12 protein-coding genes are annotated in these 20,014 nt (G+C 70.1%); 6 read left to right on the forward strand and 6 right to left on the reverse strand.

Features of this window, described 5'->3' with window-relative positions:
* Nucleotides 1–9: 9 nt before the first annotated feature.
* The 3 genes from V5F48_RS09735 to V5F48_RS09745 all read right to left on the reverse strand — a co-directional run bounded on the left by V5F48_RS09735 (nt 10) and on the right by V5F48_RS09745 (nt 8,644).
* Complete coding sequence (locus tag V5F48_RS09735) at nt 10–5,856, reverse strand: SDR family NAD(P)-dependent oxidoreductase (RefSeq protein WP_394258517.1); 5,847 nt, start codon at nt 5,854–5,856, stop codon at nt 10–12.
* 7 nt (nt 5,857–5,863) lie between these two features.
* Complete coding sequence (locus V5F48_RS09740) at nt 5,864–7,654, reverse strand: AMP-binding protein (RefSeq protein WP_394258518.1); 1,791 nt, start codon at nt 7,652–7,654, stop codon at nt 5,864–5,866.
* Nucleotides 7,655–7,879: 225 nt separating this feature from the next.
* Nucleotides 7,880–8,644, reverse strand: a complete 765-nt coding sequence (locus V5F48_RS09745; protein ID WP_394258519.1) for a thioesterase II family protein — start codon at nt 8,642–8,644, stop codon at nt 7,880–7,882.
* 314 nt (nt 8,645–8,958) lie between these two features.
* On the opposite strand from V5F48_RS09745, the gene V5F48_RS09750 reads away from it, so the two are divergent.
* Nucleotides 8,959–10,494: an HAL/PAL/TAL family ammonia-lyase gene (locus tag V5F48_RS09750; RefSeq protein ID WP_394258520.1), complete on the forward strand. Its 1,536-nt coding sequence runs from the start codon at nt 8,959–8,961 to the stop codon at nt 10,492–10,494.
* A complete protein-coding gene (locus V5F48_RS09755) occupies nt 10,494–12,224 on the forward strand; it encodes an ABC1 kinase family protein (protein ID WP_394258521.1) in 1,731 nt (576 codons plus the stop codon). Before V5F48_RS09750 ends, V5F48_RS09755 begins: the two co-directional genes overlap by 1 nt.
* A gap of 17 nt (nt 12,225–12,241) precedes the next feature.
* On the opposite strand, the gene V5F48_RS09760 is transcribed toward V5F48_RS09755, so the two are convergent.
* On the reverse strand, nt 12,242–13,534 hold the full coding sequence (locus tag V5F48_RS09760) for a nucleotide disphospho-sugar-binding domain-containing protein (protein WP_394258522.1): 1,293 nt from the start codon (nt 13,532–13,534) through the stop codon (nt 12,242–12,244).
* 147 nt (nt 13,535–13,681) lie between these two features.
* Here V5F48_RS09760 and V5F48_RS09765 point away from each other — a divergent pair, with 147 nt between their 5' ends.
* Nucleotides 13,682–14,449, forward strand: a complete 768-nt coding sequence (locus V5F48_RS09765; protein WP_394258523.1) for an alpha/beta fold hydrolase — start codon at nt 13,682–13,684, stop codon at nt 14,447–14,449.
* Complete coding sequence (locus V5F48_RS09770; protein WP_394258524.1) at nt 14,446–15,987, forward strand: MDR family MFS transporter; 1,542 nt, start codon at nt 14,446–14,448, stop codon at nt 15,985–15,987. Before V5F48_RS09765 ends, V5F48_RS09770 begins: the two co-directional genes overlap by 4 nt.
* On the opposite strand, the gene V5F48_RS09775 is transcribed toward V5F48_RS09770, so the two are convergent.
* Nucleotides 15,982–16,986 (reverse strand): patatin-like phospholipase family protein, encoded by a 1,005-nt coding sequence (locus V5F48_RS09775; RefSeq protein WP_394258525.1) that lies wholly within the window; start codon nt 16,984–16,986, stop codon nt 15,982–15,984. The genes V5F48_RS09770 and V5F48_RS09775 overlap by 6 nt on opposite strands.
* Before the next feature lie 271 nt (nt 16,987–17,257).
* Here V5F48_RS09775 and V5F48_RS09780 point away from each other — a divergent pair, with 271 nt between their 5' ends.
* Entirely contained in the window at nt 17,258–17,629 is a 372-nt protein-coding gene (locus tag V5F48_RS09780; protein ID WP_394108434.1) for an STAS domain-containing protein, read from the forward strand.
* Between the two features lie 42 nt (nt 17,630–17,671).
* Here the strand turns inward: V5F48_RS09780 and V5F48_RS09785 are convergent, their stop codons facing one another.
* Nucleotides 17,672–18,556 (reverse strand): LysR family transcriptional regulator, encoded by an 885-nt coding sequence (locus V5F48_RS09785; RefSeq protein WP_394258526.1) that lies wholly within the window; start codon nt 18,554–18,556, stop codon nt 17,672–17,674.
* A gap of 146 nt (nt 18,557–18,702) precedes the next feature.
* Between V5F48_RS09785 and V5F48_RS09790 the strand changes: the two genes are divergently transcribed.
* Nucleotides 18,703–19,890 (forward strand): MFS transporter, encoded by a 1,188-nt coding sequence (locus V5F48_RS09790; protein WP_394258527.1) that lies wholly within the window; start codon nt 18,703–18,705, stop codon nt 19,888–19,890.
* Nucleotides 19,891–20,014 lie beyond the last annotated feature (124 nt).

Here is a 20,014-nt window from a genome sequence, read left to right on the forward strand (position 1 = left end):
GAGTAAGCCTCAATATTTCAACGCATTGAGCTCGGCGAGGAGCGCGCTTTCGGCGTCGTCGACCGCCGGCGGAAGGGCCGCAGCTGGGGCCTCCTCCCGCCAGGCCAGCACCTCCTCGGCCAGATGGCGTACCAACGCGTCGATGCTCGGATAATCGTAGGCGAGCGTGGCCTTGAGGCAAACGCCGAGATCGGTCTCCAGCGCCGCCTTGAGTTCCATGTTCATGAGGGAATCAAAGCCCATGTCCTCCAGCGGCCGCGCCGGGTCCACCGCCTCGGGCGTGGGAAATTCCAGCGCCGTGGCAATAAGTTGCCGGACATGGGCGCGCAGCAGGCGCGCCCGTTCCCCCGTGCCCGCCGCCTCCAGCCGAAGGCGGAACGGCGGGGCGGCCGGGGCCCCTTCCTTCGGTGGCGCAGCGGCGGCGAACCCCGCCAGAAGGCCCGACGGACCAACGCCCCTTTTCAAGGCCGCCTGCCAGCCGGTGGGCAGCACCGCCACATGGCCGGGGCGACGCGCGATCAGTTGCCCCAGCACCGCCGCCCCGGCCGCGGGCGAGATGCGGCCCATGCTGTCAGAACCCAGCGTTTGCGCCATTCCTGCCCCCTCCCATGGCCCCCAATCGATGGCCTGCGCGGGCAGGCCGAGGCCGGCGCGGTGCTCGGCGAGGGCATCGAGGGCGGTGTTGGCGGCGGCGTAATTGGCCTGCCCCGGCAGGCCGAGAAGGCCGGACGCCGAGGCATAGAGCACGAACATTTCCAGGGGTTCGTCCAGGGTCGCCCGGTGCAGCAGCCATGCCGCCCGCAGCTTGGGGGCGAGGACGTGAGCGAAATGCGCCGGGCTCTGGTTCACCAGCAGCGCGTCGTCGAGCACGCCGGCGGCATGGATGAGGCCGCGCAGGGGCGGCATTTTTTCCCGCACGGCCGCCAGCATTTGCTCCACCGCCGCCGGCTCGCCCACGTCCGCCCGGAAGACCTCCACTCGCGCCCCGGCCCGGCGCAGGGCCGCCACCGCCTCCCGCGCAGCCTCGCCCGGCGCGCTGCGGCCCACCAGGGCGATGCTGCGCGCGCCATGGCGCACCAGCCACGACGCCGCATGAAGGCCCAGCGCGCCGAGCCCGCCGGTGACGAGGAAGGTCGCATCGCCGCGCACGGTGTCGCCGGCCTCCGCCGCCGCCTGCCACAGCACGATCTTGCCCATGTGCCGGGCCCGGGCCATGTGCTGGAAGGCTGTGCCCGCATCCTCAATGCCGAACAGCTCGGAGCGCAGAGGCGCCAGCGTGCCATCGGCAAGGCGCCGCACCATCTCCGCCATCATCTGCGCGATGAGGCCTTGGTCCTGCTTGATGTCCCACAGGTCGAAGGGGTGATAGGCGATGGCGCGGCCCAGCGCCGCCACGTCGGACGCGCTCCAGATACCCATCTTGCCGATCTCGATGAAGCGGCCGCCATCGGCCAGCGCCGCGAAGCTCTCGGCGATGGCCTCGCCGGAAAGGCTGTTCAGCACCACGTCCACCCCCCGCCCACCGGTGCGGCGGCGGATCTCATCGGCGAAGTCGGCGGTGCGCGAGTTGAACAGCTGGGTCACGCCGTGGCGGCGCAGATGGCCCCATTTTGCCGGGCTGGCGGTGGCGAAGATTTCCGCCCCGGCCCGTTGCGCCACCTGGATCGCCGCCTGCCCGACGCCGCCCGCCGCCGCATGGATCAGCACCCGCTCGCCGCGCTTCAGCCCGGCCAGGCGGTCGAGGGCGTAATGGGCGGTGAGAAAGGCCAGCGGCAGGGTGGCGGCATCGCGGAACGACAGGCTCTCCGGCTTCGGCACCACGAAGGCCGCCGGCACCCGCACCCGCCCCGCAAGGCTGCCCACGGTGAGGCCGGCCATCACCGGCATGTTCAGGGCGAGCCCCTCGACGCCCGGCCCCACATCCGCGATGAGGCCGGAGCATTCCAGCCCATAGGGCATCTGGTCCGCGCTGTCGGGCAACAGGCCCATGCCGTGCAGCACGTCGCGAAAATTCAGGCCGCTCGCCACCACGTCGATCACCACTTCGTCGGGACCGGGTGGCCGGCCGTCGAACTGCGGCAGCGCGATGGGGTGCTCCGGCGCGGCCGGGCGATCCGCCACCAGCCGCGCCGCAAAACACACCCCCCGGCGCAAGGCCAGGTCCTCCCCCGGCGGCGCCGCGATCAGGCAATCGGCGAGATCGGACAGGTCCGCCTCCCCCGCCTCTGGGTCGAGATCGATGCGGGTCTGGCCGAAATCGGGATATTCCGCCGCCGCCACCCGTGACAGGCCCCATAATCCGGCCTCCGCCACGCCGGTCACCGGCTCGCCGGCAACGCGCTGGGTGCCGCGCGTCACCACGTCCAGCCGCAGCGCCGCGCGATCGGCCGAGCAGCCCGCCACCTGGATGAGCCGCAGCAGGCCGAGATGGGAGGCCGGCACATCCGCCGCGCCAGGATCGGCCGGCGTGGTCGCCAGATAGACCATGTGGCAGCGGCCGTCCGGCGCTCGCGCGCGGACAGCGGAAATCCAGTCCGTGAGGGCACCGGCATCCAAGTCCCACGCCGGACGACCATCCGCCACCATCTGGCCGCGCGCCACCAGCGCGTCCGCCAACTGGCGCACCAGCGCCGCGTCGTCGCCCAGGAGCGCGAACAGCCGCGGCGTGGGCGCGCCGGACAGGTCCGCCCGCTGCCAGCGCAGGCGCAGCAGCTCCGGCTGGGTCGCGATGCCCTCGTCTTCCGCAAAATCGGCGCCATGGGCGATCCGGACGAAGGCCACGCGGTCGAGCTGCGCCACCACCTGTCCCGCGGCATCGCGCAGGATGAGATCCACATGGCAGGACCGCGCGGCTGGATCATCCCCGAGGCGCAGGATCGAGGTGACCGCGCCGCCGGCCGGGGCGAACACCGCCACCCGCCCGATGCCCCTCGGCATCCAGGTCACCCCCGGTCCGAGCTGCGGCAGGATCGCGCTTGACGCGACGAGACACGCATCGAGAAGCGCGGGGTGGATGAGATAATCGGCGGCGCTGCCGCCCTCCCGCGGCAGTTCCGCATGGGCGATGACGCCCGCTTCCACCATCGCCAGGTCCTTGAGGCCACGAAAGGCCGGGCGATAGTCGAAGCCGAACTGCGTCAGCCCGCCATAGATGGCCGCGCCCGGCGTGGAGACCGCGGGGGCCGACAGGCCGGCGCCCCATGCCGCCACGGGCGCCGGTGCGGTGACAAGCCGAGCGGCGGCGTGCAACGCCCAGCCGCCGCCAGCGCTCCGGGCGAAAAACTGCCATGCCCCGTCGGCGCCGACCACCGTCTGCACCTCCACCCCGCCCCGATCCGGCAGCACCAGCGGGCGCGTGATCGCCAGATCCTCGACCCCGGCATCGGAAGCCAAAGCCGCCCGGCCGTTCTGGAGCGCGACCTCGGCGAAGGCGGCCATGGGGAAGGTCGCCCGGCCGCCGAACCGGTGGTCGAGCAGAAAACGATGCCGTTCGCCGCCGATGGGGAGGATGAAGCGCACCTCGTCGCGTCCCGCGAGGTCCACGCGGCTGCCGGCAAGGCCGCGCGGCCCATGCGCCGAAACGGCATCGGGGCGCGGGATGAAATAGCTGCCGTGCTCGAACGGATAGGTGGGCAGCGACAGCCGCCGGCGCGGCGCGTCCACCGCCGCCCAGTCCGGATCGAGCCCGGCCAGATGCGCGGCGGCAAGACGCGGGGAAATGTCCGCCCACACGGCGCCGGAGGGCGCGATGGGGACCACGAACGTGTCCGGCGCCCTCTCCCCCGCCGCGGCGGACGCGCCCGTGAGCTGCGCCCACCAGTAGGCGGGGCTGGTGACTTCAGCGGCAACTTCCCGGCCGAGCAGGCCCGAGACCAGCGGCACGGCCGGCGGCTTCAGGGCGAGAGCGCGCACGGCGGCAATGAAATCGAGCCGCCCCGCCTCCACATCCGCGTGCCCCAGCGCCGCTTGCCGCGCGCGCAGCAGGGCGCCGGCATCCGCCAGCGAGAGCACGCCCGCAAGGCATGCCGCCACCACCTCGCCCGCGCCCTGCCCGGCGATGCGGTCGGGAACCACGCCCCAGCTGCGCCACAGGACGGCCAGCGCATAGGCCATCACCAAGGCGGCCACCGGGCCAGACGGCGCAGGTGCGAGGCCGGCTTCTTTGCAGGCCGCGACCGCGGCGGCAAAGGCCGGATCGCTCGCCATGAGCGCGCGGCCGTCATCGGCCGGCAGGTCGTCGCCATCGGCGCAGGAAAACAGCACCTGCGGCCGGCGCGCCGGCGCCGTGGCGATATCCGCCAGATGCTCCAGCCTGCCGGCCAGCTCGCCCACATTGGCGAACGCCACGGCGGCGCGCACCGGAAAGCAGCCGCGCCCGGCATTCAGGGTCAGCGCCACCGCGCCGGGATCGGCCCCAGGCCGCGCTGCGAGGGCCTGCGCCTGCCGGGCCGCGAGCGCCCGCAGCGCCGCCTCGCTCTTGGCGGACAGGGCGGCGATGTAGCCGGACCGGCGCGGCGCGGGCGCCTCCGCCAAAGCTGGAGCCGCTTCCAGGATCACATGGGCATTGGTGCCGCTCATGCCGAAGGCGCTCACCGCGCCGCGCATGGGCCCATCGGCGGGAAAGGGCGCGGACGCAGTGGGCACCGCGAGGCCCAGCCCCTCCCACGGCACATAAGGGTTGGGCGCCGAAAAATGCAGGTTCGGCGGCACTTCCCCATGGCGCAGCGCCAGCACCACCTTGAGGAAGCCCGCCACCCCGGCGGCCGCTTCCAGATGGCCGAAATTGGTCTTCGCCGATCCCACCAGCAAGGGTGCGGCGCGATCCGCGCCATAGACGGCACCCAGCGCGCGCAGTTCGATGGGGTCGCCCAGCATGGTCCCGGTGCCGTGGGCCTCCACATAGCCCACCGAACGGGCGGGGACGCCGGCATCGGCCAGCGCGGCGCGGATCACCGCCTGCTGCGCGGCGCCGTTGGGTGCGGAAATGCCGTTGCTGCGCCCGTCATGGTTCACCGCGGAGCCGCGGATCACCGCCAGCACGGGATCACCCTCGCGCATGGCGTCATCAAGGCGGCGCAGGGCCACCACGCCGCAGCCCTCGCCCCGCACGAAGCCGTCGGCATCGGCGCTGAAGGTGCGGCATCGCCCGGTGGGCGAGAGCGCCTGCATCTGGCACAGGCCCAGCGTGATCTGTGGCGACAGGATGAGGTTGACGCCACCCGCCAGCGCCCGGTCGCACTCCCCCGCGCGCAGGCTGCGGCAGGCCAGATGGATCGCCAGCAGGGACGAGGCGCAGGCCGCGTCCAGCGCCATGGCCGGGCCGTGAAGATCCAGCGCATAGGCGATGCGGCCGGCGGCGAGGCTGCGCATCATGGCGAGCCCGGCATGGCCGTCGATCTGGTCCGCCGCGCGGCGATAGAGCCGTTCCTGCGGATAATCGTCCGAATAGATGCCCACGAACACGCCGGTATTCGAACCGGCCAGGGCCTGCGGCGACCATGAGGCCCGCTCCACCGCCTCCCATGCCACTTCCAGCAGCAGGCGGTGCTGCGGGTCCATGGACGCCGCTTCACGCGGGGAAATGCCGAAGAAGGCGGCGTCGAACCCCGCGATATCGTCGAGGCTGGCCATCTCCCGCGCATAGGCCCGCGCCGCGCCGGGATCATCCCCATCCCAGCGGTCAGAGGGCACCGGGCGCACCGCGTCGCACCCCTCGCGCAGCAGGCGCCAATAGGAGTCCAGGTCGTCGGCGCCGCCGGGAAAGCGGCAGCCGGCGGCGACAATGGCGATGGGCTCCCCCGGGGCGGAAGCCCGAGCCTGCGAGAGGCCGTCGCGCGATGTCAGGGGCTCCGCCATGGCCGGGCTATGTAGCCGCAGGAACGGCGCAGGCCCCGGCCGCGGCGACGGGTTCACGCAGGCGCGCCAGCAGCCCGGCGAGGGTGGACGCCTCCCACACCACGGTCAGGTCCACCGCACGCCCGAGCGGCGCGGCAAGCTCCCGCGCCAGGGCGACGCCCAGCACCGAATCCAGCCCGTATTCGGCGAAGGCGCGATCACGCTCGATGGTATCGGGGGCAAGGTTGAGGTGGTCGCCGAGCCAGCTGCGGACAAAGGTCTCCAAACCTGAACCGTCCAGGCCTGAACCTTCCAGGCCCCCGGCGTCCCCGCCGCGCTCCCGGTGCGACGGGTCTTGAGCCGACGGCCGCGCGGCGGCGGCGCGCAGCTCGCGCTTCAGGATCTTGCCCGTAGGGTTGCGCGGCAGGGCATCGACGAAGGTGAATGCCGTGGGCACCTTGTAGGCGGCGAGGGTGCGCCGGCAGATCGCCGCCAGCTCCTGCGCGGCGGCGCTTGCCCCGGCCTTGAGGACCACGTTGGCCCAGACCTCCTCGCCGAGAAACGGATCGGCGACACCGTACACCGCCACCTCGGCCACGGCGAGGTGGGCGTAAAGCGCGTTCTCCACCTCGGCGGGATAGACGTTGCGGCCGCCGACGATGATGAGGTCCGTCAGCCGATCCTCCACCGACAGATAGCCCTCGGCATCCAGCCGGCCGATGTCGCCGGTATGCAGCCACCCCTGACGGACGGCCTTTGCCGTGTCGTCGGGCCGGTTGAGATAGCCCAGCATGACATTGGGGCCGCGCAGCACGATCTCCCCCGCCTCGCCCGGCGGCAGGTCGCGGCCGTCGGCGGGATCGACGATGCGCAGGTCCACGCCGTCGATGGCCGTGCCCACCTTGCCGCGCCGCAGGTCGTGGAGGTGGTTGTAGGTCGCGAAGGGCGAGCACTCGGACTGGCCATAGCCCTGGTGGATGGGCAGGCCCATGTGCCGGTGCCAGCGTTCCTCCACCTCCAGCGGCAGGGGGGCGGCGGCGGAAAACCAGTAGCGCACGCGCGGGCCGTCGGCCGGCGTGATGCGGCCTTCCAGCGCGAGGAAGGTGGTGGGGACGCCGAACACCATGGTGACGCCCTCCGTACGCAGCGCCTGTAGCACCGCAGCGCGGTCGAACCGCCGCTGGAGCACCACGCAGGCGCCGGCAAAGAGGGCGGGCCAGAGGATGGCATTCTGGCCGAAGCAATGGTGCAGCGGCAGGAACAGCAGCAGGCGGTCGGCACCGGTGACGCCCATGTAGCGCACCTTGGAACGGGCGGTGAACGTCACGTTGCCATGCGACAGCATCACCCCCTTGGGGCGCCCCGATGTGCCGGAGGAATAGACGACGACGGCGGGATGCCGGTCCGGAACATCCTCCACCGCCCAAATCCCGGGGGATGCCCCGGGGGCCGTGGCCGTCGCGACATCCAGCACGCGCAGGCCGCCCAGGGACAGCCAGCCGGCAACCTCGCCCTCCGCCAGGGCGAGGCGGCACCCGCTATCGGCGAGGATGAAGGCGGTTTCCGCCGCGGCCAGCATGGGATTGATGCAGACCGCCACCGCTCCCAGGCTCAGCACGCCGAGATAGCCGGCCACAAAATCCGGTCCGTTGGGCAGCACGAGCGCGACGAAATCCCCGCGCCCCACGCCCTCGGCCTGAAGCCGCGCGCGCACGCCGGCGGCTCGGGCTCGAACGTCCGCATAGGACGAGATCCCACCCTCGAACAGCAGGCACGGCCTGTCGCCGGGCATGTCGGCAAAAATACTGGCGACGTTCAAGTAATCGCCCCCTGATCTCGACGTTCCGCCCGGGAAAAAGGTGTTTTACCTCAAACCGTTATTATTTTTCGGCAACGCTACAAACCGGCCAGGCCGGCGTCAAGCGACACCCGAGAACCAAAGGCCGCGGGGAGATGGGCGCCTGCCGCGTCCATCTCCCCGCCGTTCGTTGGTTCCGGCGCGGCGGCGGGGGAGCCGGTGGCAGCCCGCCGTCATTCCGGTCGATCAGGGAAGCAGCTCACCTTGCGTAAGACCGCACAAGGATTCCAGCGACCGCAGCAAGGGAATGCGATGGTCGTTCAAATAAAAATGATCCCCCCCATACAACGTGAGGCTGAAACCGGACGTCGACTGTCGCGACCAGGCCCGCAAATCCTCTTCTGCGATCGAATCACCCGTTCCGCCGAATGCATGGATGGGAAAGTCGAACGCCTGCGCCTCGCGGAAGCGGTAGGTCTCGACCGCCCTGAGGTCGGCGCGGATCACCGGCAGCAGCAGGTCCAGCAGCTCGCGATCCCCCAGCACCACGTCGGGCGTCCCGTTGAGCGCGCGCAGTTCGCTCACCAGCTCGGCGTCGGACAACAGGTGCAACGGCGGACGCGACGACGGCAAATGGGGGGCGCGGCGCGCCGAAACGAACAGCATCGCCGGCATCGACGCCCCCCGCGCCCGCAGCCGCCGCAGGGTTTCAAAGGCGAGGAGCGCACCCATGCTGTGGCCGAACACGGCGTAAGGCAGATCGAGCCGGCGCACCATCGCATCGGCCAGCCCCTCGGCCATCTGATCCATGGTCTGGAACGGCGCCTCACGGATCCGCCCGCCATGGCCCGGCAGTTGAACCGGAACCACCTCGATGGTGGGATCGATGGCCGCCTGCCACGGAGAATAGGCGCTGGCATTGCCGCCCGCGAAGGGAAGGCAGAACAGGCGGAGCCGACGCGCGCCCCGCGTCGTGCTCCCCAGAAACCAGGGTGACGGTTCGAGACTCATCTGATGGCAACATGACGGAGGTGGGTGGCGGTATAATACTGCAATGCAACCCCCTGGCGTCCCGGACAGTCATCGCACCTCATGCGGATCGGACGCCTTTCGGCGCTCCCGATCTTTCCGCAGGTGAACAGATATCCCCGCTGCGGATCACACTGCAACGCAATCTTGGCAACGCAATCTTGGCGCGGGAGCCGGATGACGCGTTTCCCGTCTCTCATTTAGAGGGCGCTTCACCGCGCAAATGGGTTCATTTTGCTCGGATCGCGCTCTAGTCTCACGCCACAAGCCGTGCCGTATCGAGTGATTCAAGCGCCATGAACGTTCACCGGACCCCCGTGATCCTCGTCGGCGCGCAGCGCCTTTCGCCGGCCGACGTGTGGGCGGTGGCCCAGGGCATGAGCCGCGTTGCGCTGGATGGCTCACCGGCATTTCGCCAGCGCATCGAGGCCGGCTCCGACCTGCTGCGGCAGCGCATCGCCTCCGGCGAGCGGATCTATGGCGTCACCACCGGCTTCGGGGAATCGGTGGTCACCGAGGTGCCGGTTCACCTCACCGACGAATTGTCGCTCAACCTCGTGCGCTTCCACGGCTGCGGCACCGGCGCGCTGTTCCCGGAACCCGAGGCGGCGGCGGTGCTGCTGGCGCGCATCGCCTCTTTGTCCGCGGGCTGGTCGGGGGTGCGGTTCGAGGTGGTCGAGCGCCTCACAACCCTGCTGGACCGCCGCATCCTCCCGGTCATCCCCAGCGAGGGCTCGGTGGGGGCGAGCGGCGACCTGACCCCCCTGTCCTATGTGGCGGCCACGGTCATGGGCGAGCGCGAGGTCTACAGCGGCGGGCGGATCGTTCCGGCGGCCGAGGCCATGCGCGCGGCGGGCATCACCCCCATCGCGCTGGCGCCCAAGGAAAGCCTCGCCATCATGAACGGCACCAGCGTCTCGGTGGCGCTGACGGCCCTCGCCTTCGAGCGCGCCCGCTGGCTGGCCCGGCTGGCGGCGGCGCTCACCGCGCTCGCCAGCGACGTGACGCGCGGCAACCCCGCCCATTTCGATCCGCGCATCTTCGCCGCCAAGCCCCATCCCGGCCAGATGCTGTGCGCCTCCTGGATCGCGCAGGATGTCGAGTATCAGCCCGGCACAGTGCACCAGGGCCGGCTGCAGGATCGCTATTCCATCCGCTGCGCCCCCCATGTGGTGGGGGTCTTGATCGACGCGCTGGACTGGATGAAGCCCTGGATCGAGACCGAGCTGAACGGCGCCTCCGACAACCCGCTGATCGACCCGGAGACCGGCGACCCGCTGTTCGGCGGCAATTTCTATGGCGGCCACGCCTGCTTCGTGGCCGATGGCCTGAAGAATGCCACCGCCAACATCGCCGACCTCATGGACCGCCAGCTCGCGCTCCTCTGTTCCGCCTCAACCAGCAACGGGCTGCCGGAGAACCTGGTGGGCGCGGACGACGACGGGCGCAGCGCGCACCACGGCTTCAAGGCCATGCAGATCGCGGCATCCGCATTGACCGCGGAAGCCCTGAAGGCAACCATGCCGGCCAGCGTCTTCAGCCGCAGCACCGAGAACCACAACCAGGACAAGGTCAGCATGAGCACGATCGCTGCCCGTGACAGCCTGCGCGTGCTGGACATGACCGAGACGGTGGCCGCCATCTGCCTGTTGGCGCTGGTGCAGGCCGTGGACCTGCGCCGGGGCGAGGGCTGCCACACGCGCAGCCGGCTGCTGCGCGATGCGGTGCGGGCGCGGGTGCCCTTCAATGATCGCGACCGGCGCCAGGACGGCGACATCGCCATCGTCAGGGAGATGATCCAGCGGCGCGCCCTGCCCCTGGACTTCAGCTGATGCCCCCTCAGACCGTCGGGCCCCTGACCAACCAGCAGCGCGCCCGCGCGGTCCGGCGGCTGTTCCTGCGCATCGCGCTCCATATCTTCTTCTGGGACATCGTGATGACGCGGGGGCCGCTGAAGCGGCTCCGCCGCCCGCCGGCCCCGCGCTGGGCCGCCCTCGCCCGCCAGTATCGGCAAGAGGCCGAGCGCCTCGGCGGCGTGCTCATCAAGCTCGGCCAGTATGTGAGCGCCCGCGTCGACCTCCTGCCCGAGGAGGTGACGACCGTCATGGCGGACCTGCGCGACGCGGTGCCGCCCGTGCCCGGCCCGCAGATCGTCGCGCAGATCGAGGCGGATTTCCTGCTGCCCATCACCGGCCTCTACCGCAGCTTCGAGCCGGTGCCCATCGGCGCGGCCTCGCTGGGGCAGGCGCACCGGGCGGTGCTGCCGGAAGGCCAGCCAGTGGTGGTGAAGGTGCTGCGGCCGGGCATCGACGCCATCGTCGCCAGCGACCTTGAAATCGTCGGCCAATTCATCCGCAAGCTCAAGCGGCTGGAGAGCATCCGCAAGCGGGTGGACCTCGATCTTCTGGCCAGCGAGTTCACGGCGGTGACCTATCGCGAGCTGGACCTCGTCGCGGAGGCGCGCAACTGCGAGCGCTTCGCCGCCGAGTTCGCCCACGATCCCGCCATCCACACCCCCACCATCTACTGGTCCCGCAGCGGCCGGCGCACCCTGACCATGGAGGATGTGTCCTACTTCCCCATCCACGACGTGCTGGGCTTTGAGGCCGCCGGCATCGACCGCCGCCGCGTCGCCAGCAAGCTCATGGATTGCTACCTCGACCAGGTGTTCCGGCACGGCTTCGTCCATGCCGATCCGCATCCGGGCAATCTGTTCGTGCGGCCGCTGGCGGCGGATGGCGAGAGCGCGGCGGGCTGGTCGCCCTCCAGCCTCGCCTCGGGGCGGGTGCACATTCCGCACGTCGCCAACCGGCCGTTCCAGGTGGTGTTCATCGATTTCGGCATGGCGGTGCAGATTCCCGAGCGGCTGCGCCAGTCGCTCACCACCTACGCCACCGGCATGGTGGCCCGCGACGCCTACACCATCGTCCAGTCCTATGTGGAAGGCGACCTCTTGTTGCCCAACACCGACCTTGACGAACTGGAGCGCATGACCGCGGCGCTCATCAACAAGTTTCCCCACGCGCTGGTAGGGCAGGTGCGCAAGCGCGACCTGACGCCGTTCGCCGAGCTGTCCGAGGAATACCAGACCCTGCTCTACAACTCGCCCATGAAGATGAAGGCGGAGCTTTTGTTCGTCTTCCGCGCCATGGGCATCTGCTCGGGGACGGTGGCGGGCATCGACGCCGCCTTCGATCCCGCCGAGCGCTTCATGCCGCTGGCCCAGCGGCTGGTGGCGGACGAGCTCAAGCCGGATTCCGACCGGCTGAAGCGCCTCGTCTCGGCCACCGTGCGGCTGCCCATGCGGCTCGACAATCTCCTGACCGCGCTGGAGCGCGGCAAGCTGCGCATCCGCACCGACGGCGCCGAGCGGCGCCGCGACGATATCCGCCAGTTCACCCGCGCGGCCAACCGGCTGGGCGTCGCGGTACTGGCCGGCAGCGCCATGATCTGCGCGGTGCTGCTGGGGCAGCACGGCGAGATCGTCACCACCCCCACGGGGCTGGCGGTGCTGGCCATCGCCGTAGCGGCGGCCGGGGTGCTGATCAGCCGGCGTTCCTAGAGCGCTTTCCGTTCGCCTCAGCTCACGGAAGTCGCTCTAGAATCTTGTGTTGACGTGTTTTCTTCACGCGAACCGGTATCCACTTCGCTCGAAAAAGCTCTCGGCGGCATCGCCAGGATCTCCCCGACAAAGGCGACGAAGTTCGCCTTGGCATCGTACCGGGCGAAATCCTGCTTCAGGCGCTGCGCCGCCTCGCGGTATCCCGGCGATGCCAGCATGCGCGCCACCGTCTCGCGCACGCGCTCGGCGGTCACCTCGTCCTCCCGCAGGTTTTCCGCCGCGCCGGTCTTGGCCACCATGGTGCCGTAGGACAACTGGTCGGTGTTGCTGGCGATGCCGAGGAAAGGGGTACCCGCCATCAGCGCCTGGCATCCGCTGGAGGCGCCACCGTTGCAGATCACCAGCGCCGCGCGGGCGGCCGCCGCATCCCCCGGCAGATAGTCGGCGATGAAGGCGTTGGCCGGCACGTCCAGCACGACGCCGGGGTGGGCGGTCGCCGCGATCACCGTGACCGGCAGATCGGCGAGCCCGGCGAGGATGGCCTCCAGCAGGGCCGGCTCGCCCGAACTGCCGAGATTGACATAAATGACCGGCTTGTCGTCCGGCACCGCATCCCACCACACGGGCGGCGGGATCTGCGGGCTGAAGTCGAGCGGGCCGATATGGCGGTGGTTGGGCGGCAGGGGGCGGGTGGGGCTCAGCTCCGGGATGTCGGGATAGACCACATAATCCCCGGCGCAGAAGGTCTCCCGAAGCCCCGCCCCGATGGGGGAAAGCCCGTTGCTGAGGGCGGCGATGTTGATGGGCAGCGCCATCATCATGGAGCCGAGGGGCGTCATCAGCGCCAGCAGCCGGTCTCCGGTCTCGCGGCCCAGCACCTTGTGGAGCGGATGGTCCACCAGGGCGAACGGCTCGTCCGACCACGGGCTCCAGTGGGCGTTGATGATGTTCACATAGGGCACCTGGGTAAGCTGCGCGCTGATGGCGAGGGACTGGCGCATGTCGCCCACCACCAGTTGCGGCTGCACCAGCCGCATCAGGCGCACATCCTCGCGCACATAGGCGTTGAAGGTCTCGACGCTGAACAAGGGCTGGTTCTGCTTCAACAGCGCGGTGCTGGTGGCGGCATCGATGGAGGATTTCAGCGCAATGGTGCGGTAGGGCCGCGGGCCGATGAGGGCGTTGAAGCGCGGATCGCACGCCAGCGTCACCCCATAGCCGGCGGCATGGAGCGCATCGGCCAGCAAGGTGGGGCGGACCACATGGGTCAGGGTCACGGCCTCACCCATCAACAGAATATGCGGCTTCATCTCCCCCTCCCCGCTCCGGCGAATATCCGCAGGCTCACGACGCGACGGCGGCTTCCCCCGAACCCACCTTGAGAAAAACGCTCAACTGGTGTGACTATAGCAACCACCCTATGCCCCGACATCATCGCTGCCGGCGAGATCCTGACAATGGCTGATTTTCTCCTCGTCCACGGTGCCTGGCACGGCGGGTGGTGTTGGCGCCGCGTGGTCGAGATCCTGGCCGGCAAGGGCCACCGCGTGTTCGCGCCCTCCCTCACCGGCCTCGGCGACCGCGCCCACCTGCTCTCGCCCGACGTGGGCCTCGCCACCCATGTGGCCGACGTGCTGGCGGTGATCGAGGCCGAGGAACTGGCCGACATTGTGCTGTGCGCCCACAGCTATGGCGGCGCGGTGGCGACGCAGGTGGCCGACCTTGTGCCCCAGAAGATCGGCGCCCTGGTCTTTCTCGATGCCCTGCTGCCCGAGGATGGCCGTTCGCTGCTCGATCTCGACACCCCCGAGCGCCGCGAGGCCATCGTCTCCCGCGTGGTGGAGACGCCGCGCGGTCCGGTGCTGCCCCCGGCCCCCGCCGCCCTCTATGCGCTGGCCGCACCCGAGGACGTGGCCTGGGTCGACCGGCGCTGCGTGCCCCAGGCGCTGCGCACCTATACCGATCCGGCGGTGCTGACCGGCGCCTGGCTGCAGATCGAGGTGCTGGCCTATGCCTGCACCCTGCGCTTCCCGGCGCCCGATTTCCGGGATATCGCGGCGCGGCTCGCCAACGACCCACGCTTCACCATCCGGGAGTTGCAGTCTGGCCACGATGCCATGATCGACGTTCCGCAGGACGTGGCGGACCTGCTCCTTGGCTGTGCCGCGGCGGCGCACGCCGCCGCCGGGGTGCCCTGCGCCGCGCAGGCCGGATCGTCCTCGTGAGCGCACCCGCGTCCACTCCCGTCCCCGCCGAGAGCGACGACGCCGCCATCGCGTTGCCGCCGGAAAAATTCCATCGCGTGCTGGCCGGCCTGCTGCTGGTGCTGGCGCTGAGTTCCCTCGACGCCAATATCGTCGGCCCGGCCCTGCCGCTGATCTCCAGCGAGTTCGGCGCCCTCGACAGCCTGACCTGGGTGCTGACCATCTTCCTCCTCACCAGCACCGCCGCGACGCCGCTCTATGGCAAGCTGAGCGACATGTATGGCCGCCGGCCCCTGCTCACCGTCGCGGTGCTGCTGTTCCTCGCCGGCTCGGCCTTCAGCGGCCTGGCCCAGAGCATGAACCAGCTGATCCTCGGCCGTGCCATCCAGGGGGTCGGCGCCGGCGGGCTGATGACGCTCACCCAGATCACCATGTCGGACCTGGTGTCGCCGCGGCGGCGCGGCAGCTACCAGGGGCTGTTCGGGGCGGTCTTCACCATCGCCAGCCTCGCCGGCCCGCCGCTGGGCGGCGTCATCGCCGAATTCTGGTCGTGGCGCTGGATCTTCTATGTGAACGTGCCGCTGGGTGCAGCGGCGCTGGCCCTGTTGTGGATGGGCCTGCCGCCGGGCGTGCGTACCACCAGCCACCGCATCGACTATCTCGGCTTCGTCGTCATCATGGCCGCCACCAGCTGCGTGCTGCTGGCGCTGAACCAGGGCAGCCACGGCAGCTGGACCTCTCCCGCTGTCATCGCCCTCGCCATCGCGGCGGTGGTGCTGGCGCTGCTGCTGGGGCCGATCGAGGCCAGGGTGAAGGAGCCGCTGATCCCCCTCGCCATGGTGCGCAACAAGGTCTGGCTGATCGCCACCAGCGTCGCCACCCTCATCACCATCGCGGTGTTCGGCGCGCTGGCCTTCCTGCCCCTGTACCTGCAACTCGTGGGCGGCCTCTCGCCCACCGCCTCCGGCATCGCCATGGTGCCCTCGGCGGCGGGGCTGATGCTGTCGCTGCTGTATGGCGGCCGGGCCATCACCAGGACCGGGCGCTACAAGGTGTTCGCGGTCACCGGCGTCGGCGTCGCGACGCTCACGCTGTTCGCTCTGGCGCTCGCGGCCTATGCCCTGCCCTCCCCCTACCTCATGGGTGCTCTGCTATTTCCGCTCGGGGCCGGGCTCGGCCTGCTGATGCCTGGCCTGACGGTGGCCTACCAGAACGCGGTGGCCCACGAGGACATCGGCACCGCGACCTCCACAGCGGGCTTCTTCCGCTCGCTGGGCGGCGCCTTCGGCATCGCGGTGGCGGGCGCGATCCTCGCCATGCAGGCGGGCGGACTGCTGCCGGTCGGCGACAGCGTGCGGGATATGGACACGATCGGGCTCGGGCAATTGTCCCAGCTGAGCGCGGCGGACCAAATGATGGTGATGGCGGACTACCAGTCGGCCATGGTCATCATCTTCGCCGCCGCCGGCGTGGTGGCGGCCCTTGCGGTCGCGCTCATCCGGCTGCTGCCGGAGCAGGAATTGTCCGACGTGGCCAACCGGCTCGGGGCAAAGTCATGAGCCGGGGGCCCCGGCCCCTGCCGGCGCCGGTTCAGCCAACCCCGGAGCCGCGATCCAGCCGATCTCCTCCAGCTGCGCCAGCGCGGCACCCATATCCGCCTGTTCCGCCATGTCCTGCTGCCGCTGGTTGAAGACCTCCGGCGGAACCGACGCCTCCGGCTCCAGGTCGATGGCGAGGAACGGGTCCAGGCGCACGAACCGGTCTTCCAGGATCCGGCTGGCCTGGTAGGTGGTGGCCTGCAGATTGGCTTCCATCACCAGCTTGATGAGGGCGAGGGGGCGCTCCATGTTCAGCAGCCATCCGCCGTATCCCACGTCGCCGCCCGGCAGCGCCATGTAGCTGTTGGCCTGCCCCTGGCCCACCGAGAGGATCATGGTGGTGGCAAGGTCCGCGGTCAGGAAATCCATCGCCATGGTCAGGGCGCACATGCTGGGATTGTTGGCATAAAGGCCGCCATCCACGCGCCCCTGGAACACCGGGTGCAGCACCGGGATGGAACTGGAGTGGAGCGCGATGTCGGCCAGAAGCGGGGACACCGGCAGCTCCTGCGCCCCGAGATTGTGATGAATCTCGATGGACCAGTGGCGATATTCCTTCAGCCCCACCTTGTTGTCGACGGCCACCGCCGGCATCAGCAGCCGGCGCCGGACATCGCGCAGGCGCACCTCGCCCAGGAGTTCGCGCAGGTGCTGATAAAGCTTCTCGTGGGTCAGGAAGGCGGACAGGCCCGACATGGCGGCCAAGGTGCGCGGGCTGAACGGCCCCGCCCCCTCGAACGGGTGCCAGAGCTGCCAGAATGCGATGGACCGCTCGATCCCTTCGCGGACCGTATCGGACACGCCGATGATGGCGCAGGTGACGGCACCGGCCGAGGTTCCGGCGAAGACATCCACGTCTTCCAGCAACCCCGGCTGCGCGTCCAGCAGCCGCCGCAGCAGGTGGCAGGTGATCAGCGGCCGGGTCCCACCATCGAGCGAAAGGATCTTGAGAGGCGCCATGGAGCCGTGCAACCCCGTCTGTGCTAACAACCCCGGAGGCTGGACTGAACCTGCCGATTCCGTGTCCGTCACGTTAACATGTCATGAAGCGCGAATGATCTGGAGCGGGAGCGATTTGGGATGGGCCGTCCTGCGATGTGTCATCTTCCGATGTGTCATGGCGCCAGATGACAGATGACAGGGACCACATGAGGATGCCCTCGCGCACAGGTGCAGCGCCACGGCCCGCGCCCATCGGCGGCTTGCGTTGCGACAAGACGGACGAGGACTGATGCTCGACATCAAGCATGCCACCCTCGGCGACATCCTGACCGTGAACCTGACCGGCCAGCTGAACACGCTGGGGTGCGACCAGCTGGGCCAGGTGCTGGACAGCTGGCTCGGGACCGGCGGAAGCAACACGCTGATTGATTTTGCCGGCGTCACCTACATCAACAGCACCGGCCTCAGGCTGCTCTGGCGCCACCACAGCCTCGTCAGCAGCAAGGACGGGCTGGTGGTATTTTCTTCCGTCCACTACACCATCTTCCAGGTCTTCGACATCAGCGGGCTCGCGCATCTGTTTCAGTTTGCCAACACGTTCGACGACGCCCTCATGCGCTTCCAGCCTCCCCCCGCGGACAGCCCCGCCCCGCCCGCGTGATACCGGCAGCCCATCCGATGCACCCCTGGGGGGAGCCGCACCTCAGGCGGTTTCCTTCAGCCGCGCCGAGACTGCGTCGATGAACAGGCGCACCTTGGCCGGAACCATGCGGCGCGTGGGGTAGACCGCCCAGATGCCCAGCGCCTCGGGGGCGGCATCGGCCAGGGTGACCTGCCGCAACACGCCGGTGGCAAGGTCATCCCGCACGTTCCAGCTGGAGAAGTTGGCGATGCCGAGGCCGCCGCGGCAGACCTCGTGCAGGGCATCGATGGAATTGGCGGTGAAGCGTCCCGCCACCTTCACCCGCCGGATTTCGCCGCCGGCGCTGAAGCCCCAGTGCGGCGCTGCGCTCACCGTGAGACAGGCGTGCTGCTGAAGCGCCGCGAGGTCGCAAGGCGACCCGCAGCGTTCGAGATAGGCGGGCGCCGCCACCAGCACGCGCGGGCTGTCCGCAATCCTGCGGCCCACAAGGCTGCTGTCGCTGGGCGTGACGATGCGGATGGCCAGATCCATGCCCTCGGCGATGATATCCACGACACTGTCGGTGAGCTGAAGGTCCACCTGCACCTGCGGATTGGCCAGCATGAAGCCCGCCACCAGGGGCGCGACCATCTGCCGGCCGAAGGCATGGGAGGTGGTCACGCGCAGAAGTCCGCTTGCGCCCGCACCCTTGCCCCTGACGCTCGCCAGCCCGGCGGCGTGCTCCTCCAGCATGGCCCGGGCATGGGGCAGCAGGGCGAGGCCTTCATCGGTCAGGGAGAGCGCACGCGTCGAGCGATGCATCAGCCGCACGTCCAGCTCACGCTCCAGGCCGGCCAGAAGCCGGCTCGCCGCCATGGGCGACAGCCGCAGCCGGCGCGCCGCCGCCGCAAGGCTCCCCGCCGAGGCGGTCTCCACAAGGAGGGTGAGGGCGCCCAAATCCATCATAACGAATTCCGATAGGATCGTGCATCACGAGAAGACACTATATCCCAGATCGCAACACCCTATCTTCCATTGCGACAGACGCCGACCGACCCAAGACGACCGCCTCAAGACGGCCGTTCCGGCGTGCCGAAACCGGAGATGGAGAGATGACCGCGCACGAGATCACGTCCGAGGAGTCCGCCGCCGGCCCCGGCGCCACATTTGCGATGGCGGCTGCGGCGGGGATCGCGGTCGCCAACATCTATTACAACCAGCCCATGCTGGCGGTGATCGGGCAGGACCTGCCCGGTGGCCTCACGGTCGCCGTCCCCACCGCCACCCAGCTCGGCTATGCGCTGGGCCTGTTCCTGCTGGTGCCGCTGGGGGACCTGGTGGAGCGGCGGCGCCTCATCGTGGTGCAGTTCGTCGTGCTCGCCGGCGCTCTGGCCCTGGCGGCCATCGCTCCGAGCGCGCTGGTGATCGTGCTGGCCTCCTTCGCCGTGGGCCTTGCCTCCACGGTGGCGCAGCAGATCGTGCCGCTCGCCGCGCACCTCGCCGCGCCCGCGCGCCGCGGCGCGACGGTGGGCATGGTGATGGCCGGCGTGCTCAGCGGCATCCTGCTCAGTCGCACCCTCGCCGGCATCGTCGCCACCCACGCGGGCTGGCGGGAGATGTTCTGGCTCGCGGTGCCCATGTCGCTCACCGCAGCGGGGCTCATGGCCGCCATCCTGCCCCGCAGCGCGCCCGATTCCGCCATGGGCTACGGCCGGCTCATGGGCTCCATCTTCGAGCTGTGGCGCGAATTCCCGACGCTGCGGCTGGCGGCGGTGACCCAGGCGCTGCTCTTCGCCGCGTTCACGGTGTTCTGGACCATCCTCGCCTTCCGGCTGGAAACCCCGGAGTTCGGGCTCGGACCCGACATTGCGGGCCTGTTCGGCCTCGTCGGCACCGTGGGCATCCTGGCCGCCCCCATCGCCGGCCGCTTTGCCGACCGCCACGGCCCCACCGGCGCGGTGGTGCTGGGAACGGCGGTGACGCTCCTTGCCTGGATCGTGTTCGGCGCCTGGGGCTCCATCGCCGGCCTCGTGGTGGGCTGCGTGCTGCTGGACTTCGGCATGCAGAGCGCCCTGGTCTCGCACCAGCACATCGTTTTCGCCCTGCGGCCGGCGGCGCGGGCCCGGCTCAACACCCTGTTCATGGGCGCCATGTTCCTCGGCGGCGCGGCGGGCTCGGCCCTCGCGACGGCCGCCTGGACCAGCGGTGGATGGGCCGCAGTCAGCGCGCTCGGCATCGGCTTCGGCGCGGTGGCCACCGCCCTGCAGGTGCGGGCCTGGATGACGCGCCGCCCCGCGTGAGAGAGGGCGGGCGCCGGCCCCGGAGGCGGCGCCCGCTTCGCCTCATACCAAGGTTTCGCCGGCTCGATATCCATGGATTAGACTTATCCCGGAACGCATAATTTTGCACAGCGCGTCATGGCCC

Source organism: Xanthobacter autotrophicus ATCC 700552, assembly GCF_043194565.1.
GTDB classification, from domain to species: domain Bacteria; phylum Pseudomonadota; class Alphaproteobacteria; order Rhizobiales; family Xanthobacteraceae; genus Xanthobacter; species Xanthobacter autotrophicus_F.

What these genes read in the sequence shown, in the direction of transcription:
- V5F48_RS09755 (WP_394258521.1), top strand. Translation starts at nt 10,494, where the DNA reads ATGCCCCCTCAGACCGTCGGGCCCCTGACCAACCAGCAGCGCGCCCGC.
- V5F48_RS09745 (WP_394258519.1), bottom strand. Translation starts at nt 8,644, where the DNA reads ATGAGTCTCGAACCGTCACCCTGGTTTCTGGGGAGCACGACGCGGGGC.
- V5F48_RS09790 (WP_394258527.1), top strand. Translation starts at nt 18,703, where the DNA reads ATGACCGCGCACGAGATCACGTCCGAGGAGTCCGCCGCCGGCCCCGGC.
- V5F48_RS09775 (WP_394258525.1), bottom strand. Translation starts at nt 16,986, where the DNA reads ATGGCGCCTCTCAAGATCCTTTCGCTCGATGGTGGGACCCGGCCGCTG.
- V5F48_RS09785 (WP_394258526.1), bottom strand. Translation starts at nt 18,556, where the DNA reads ATGATGGATTTGGGCGCCCTCACCCTCCTTGTGGAGACCGCCTCGGCG.
- V5F48_RS09735 (WP_394258517.1), bottom strand. Translation starts at nt 5,856, where the DNA reads ATGGCGGAGCCCCTGACATCGCGCGACGGCCTCTCGCAGGCTCGGGCT.
- V5F48_RS09780 (WP_394108434.1), top strand. Translation starts at nt 17,258, where the DNA reads ATGCTCGACATCAAGCATGCCACCCTCGGCGACATCCTGACCGTGAAC.
- V5F48_RS09750 (WP_394258520.1), top strand. Translation starts at nt 8,959, where the DNA reads ATGAACGTTCACCGGACCCCCGTGATCCTCGTCGGCGCGCAGCGCCTT.
- V5F48_RS09760 (WP_394258522.1), bottom strand. Translation starts at nt 13,534, where the DNA reads ATGAAGCCGCATATTCTGTTGATGGGTGAGGCCGTGACCCTGACCCAT.
- V5F48_RS09765 (WP_394258523.1), top strand. Translation starts at nt 13,682, where the DNA reads ATGGCTGATTTTCTCCTCGTCCACGGTGCCTGGCACGGCGGGTGGTGT.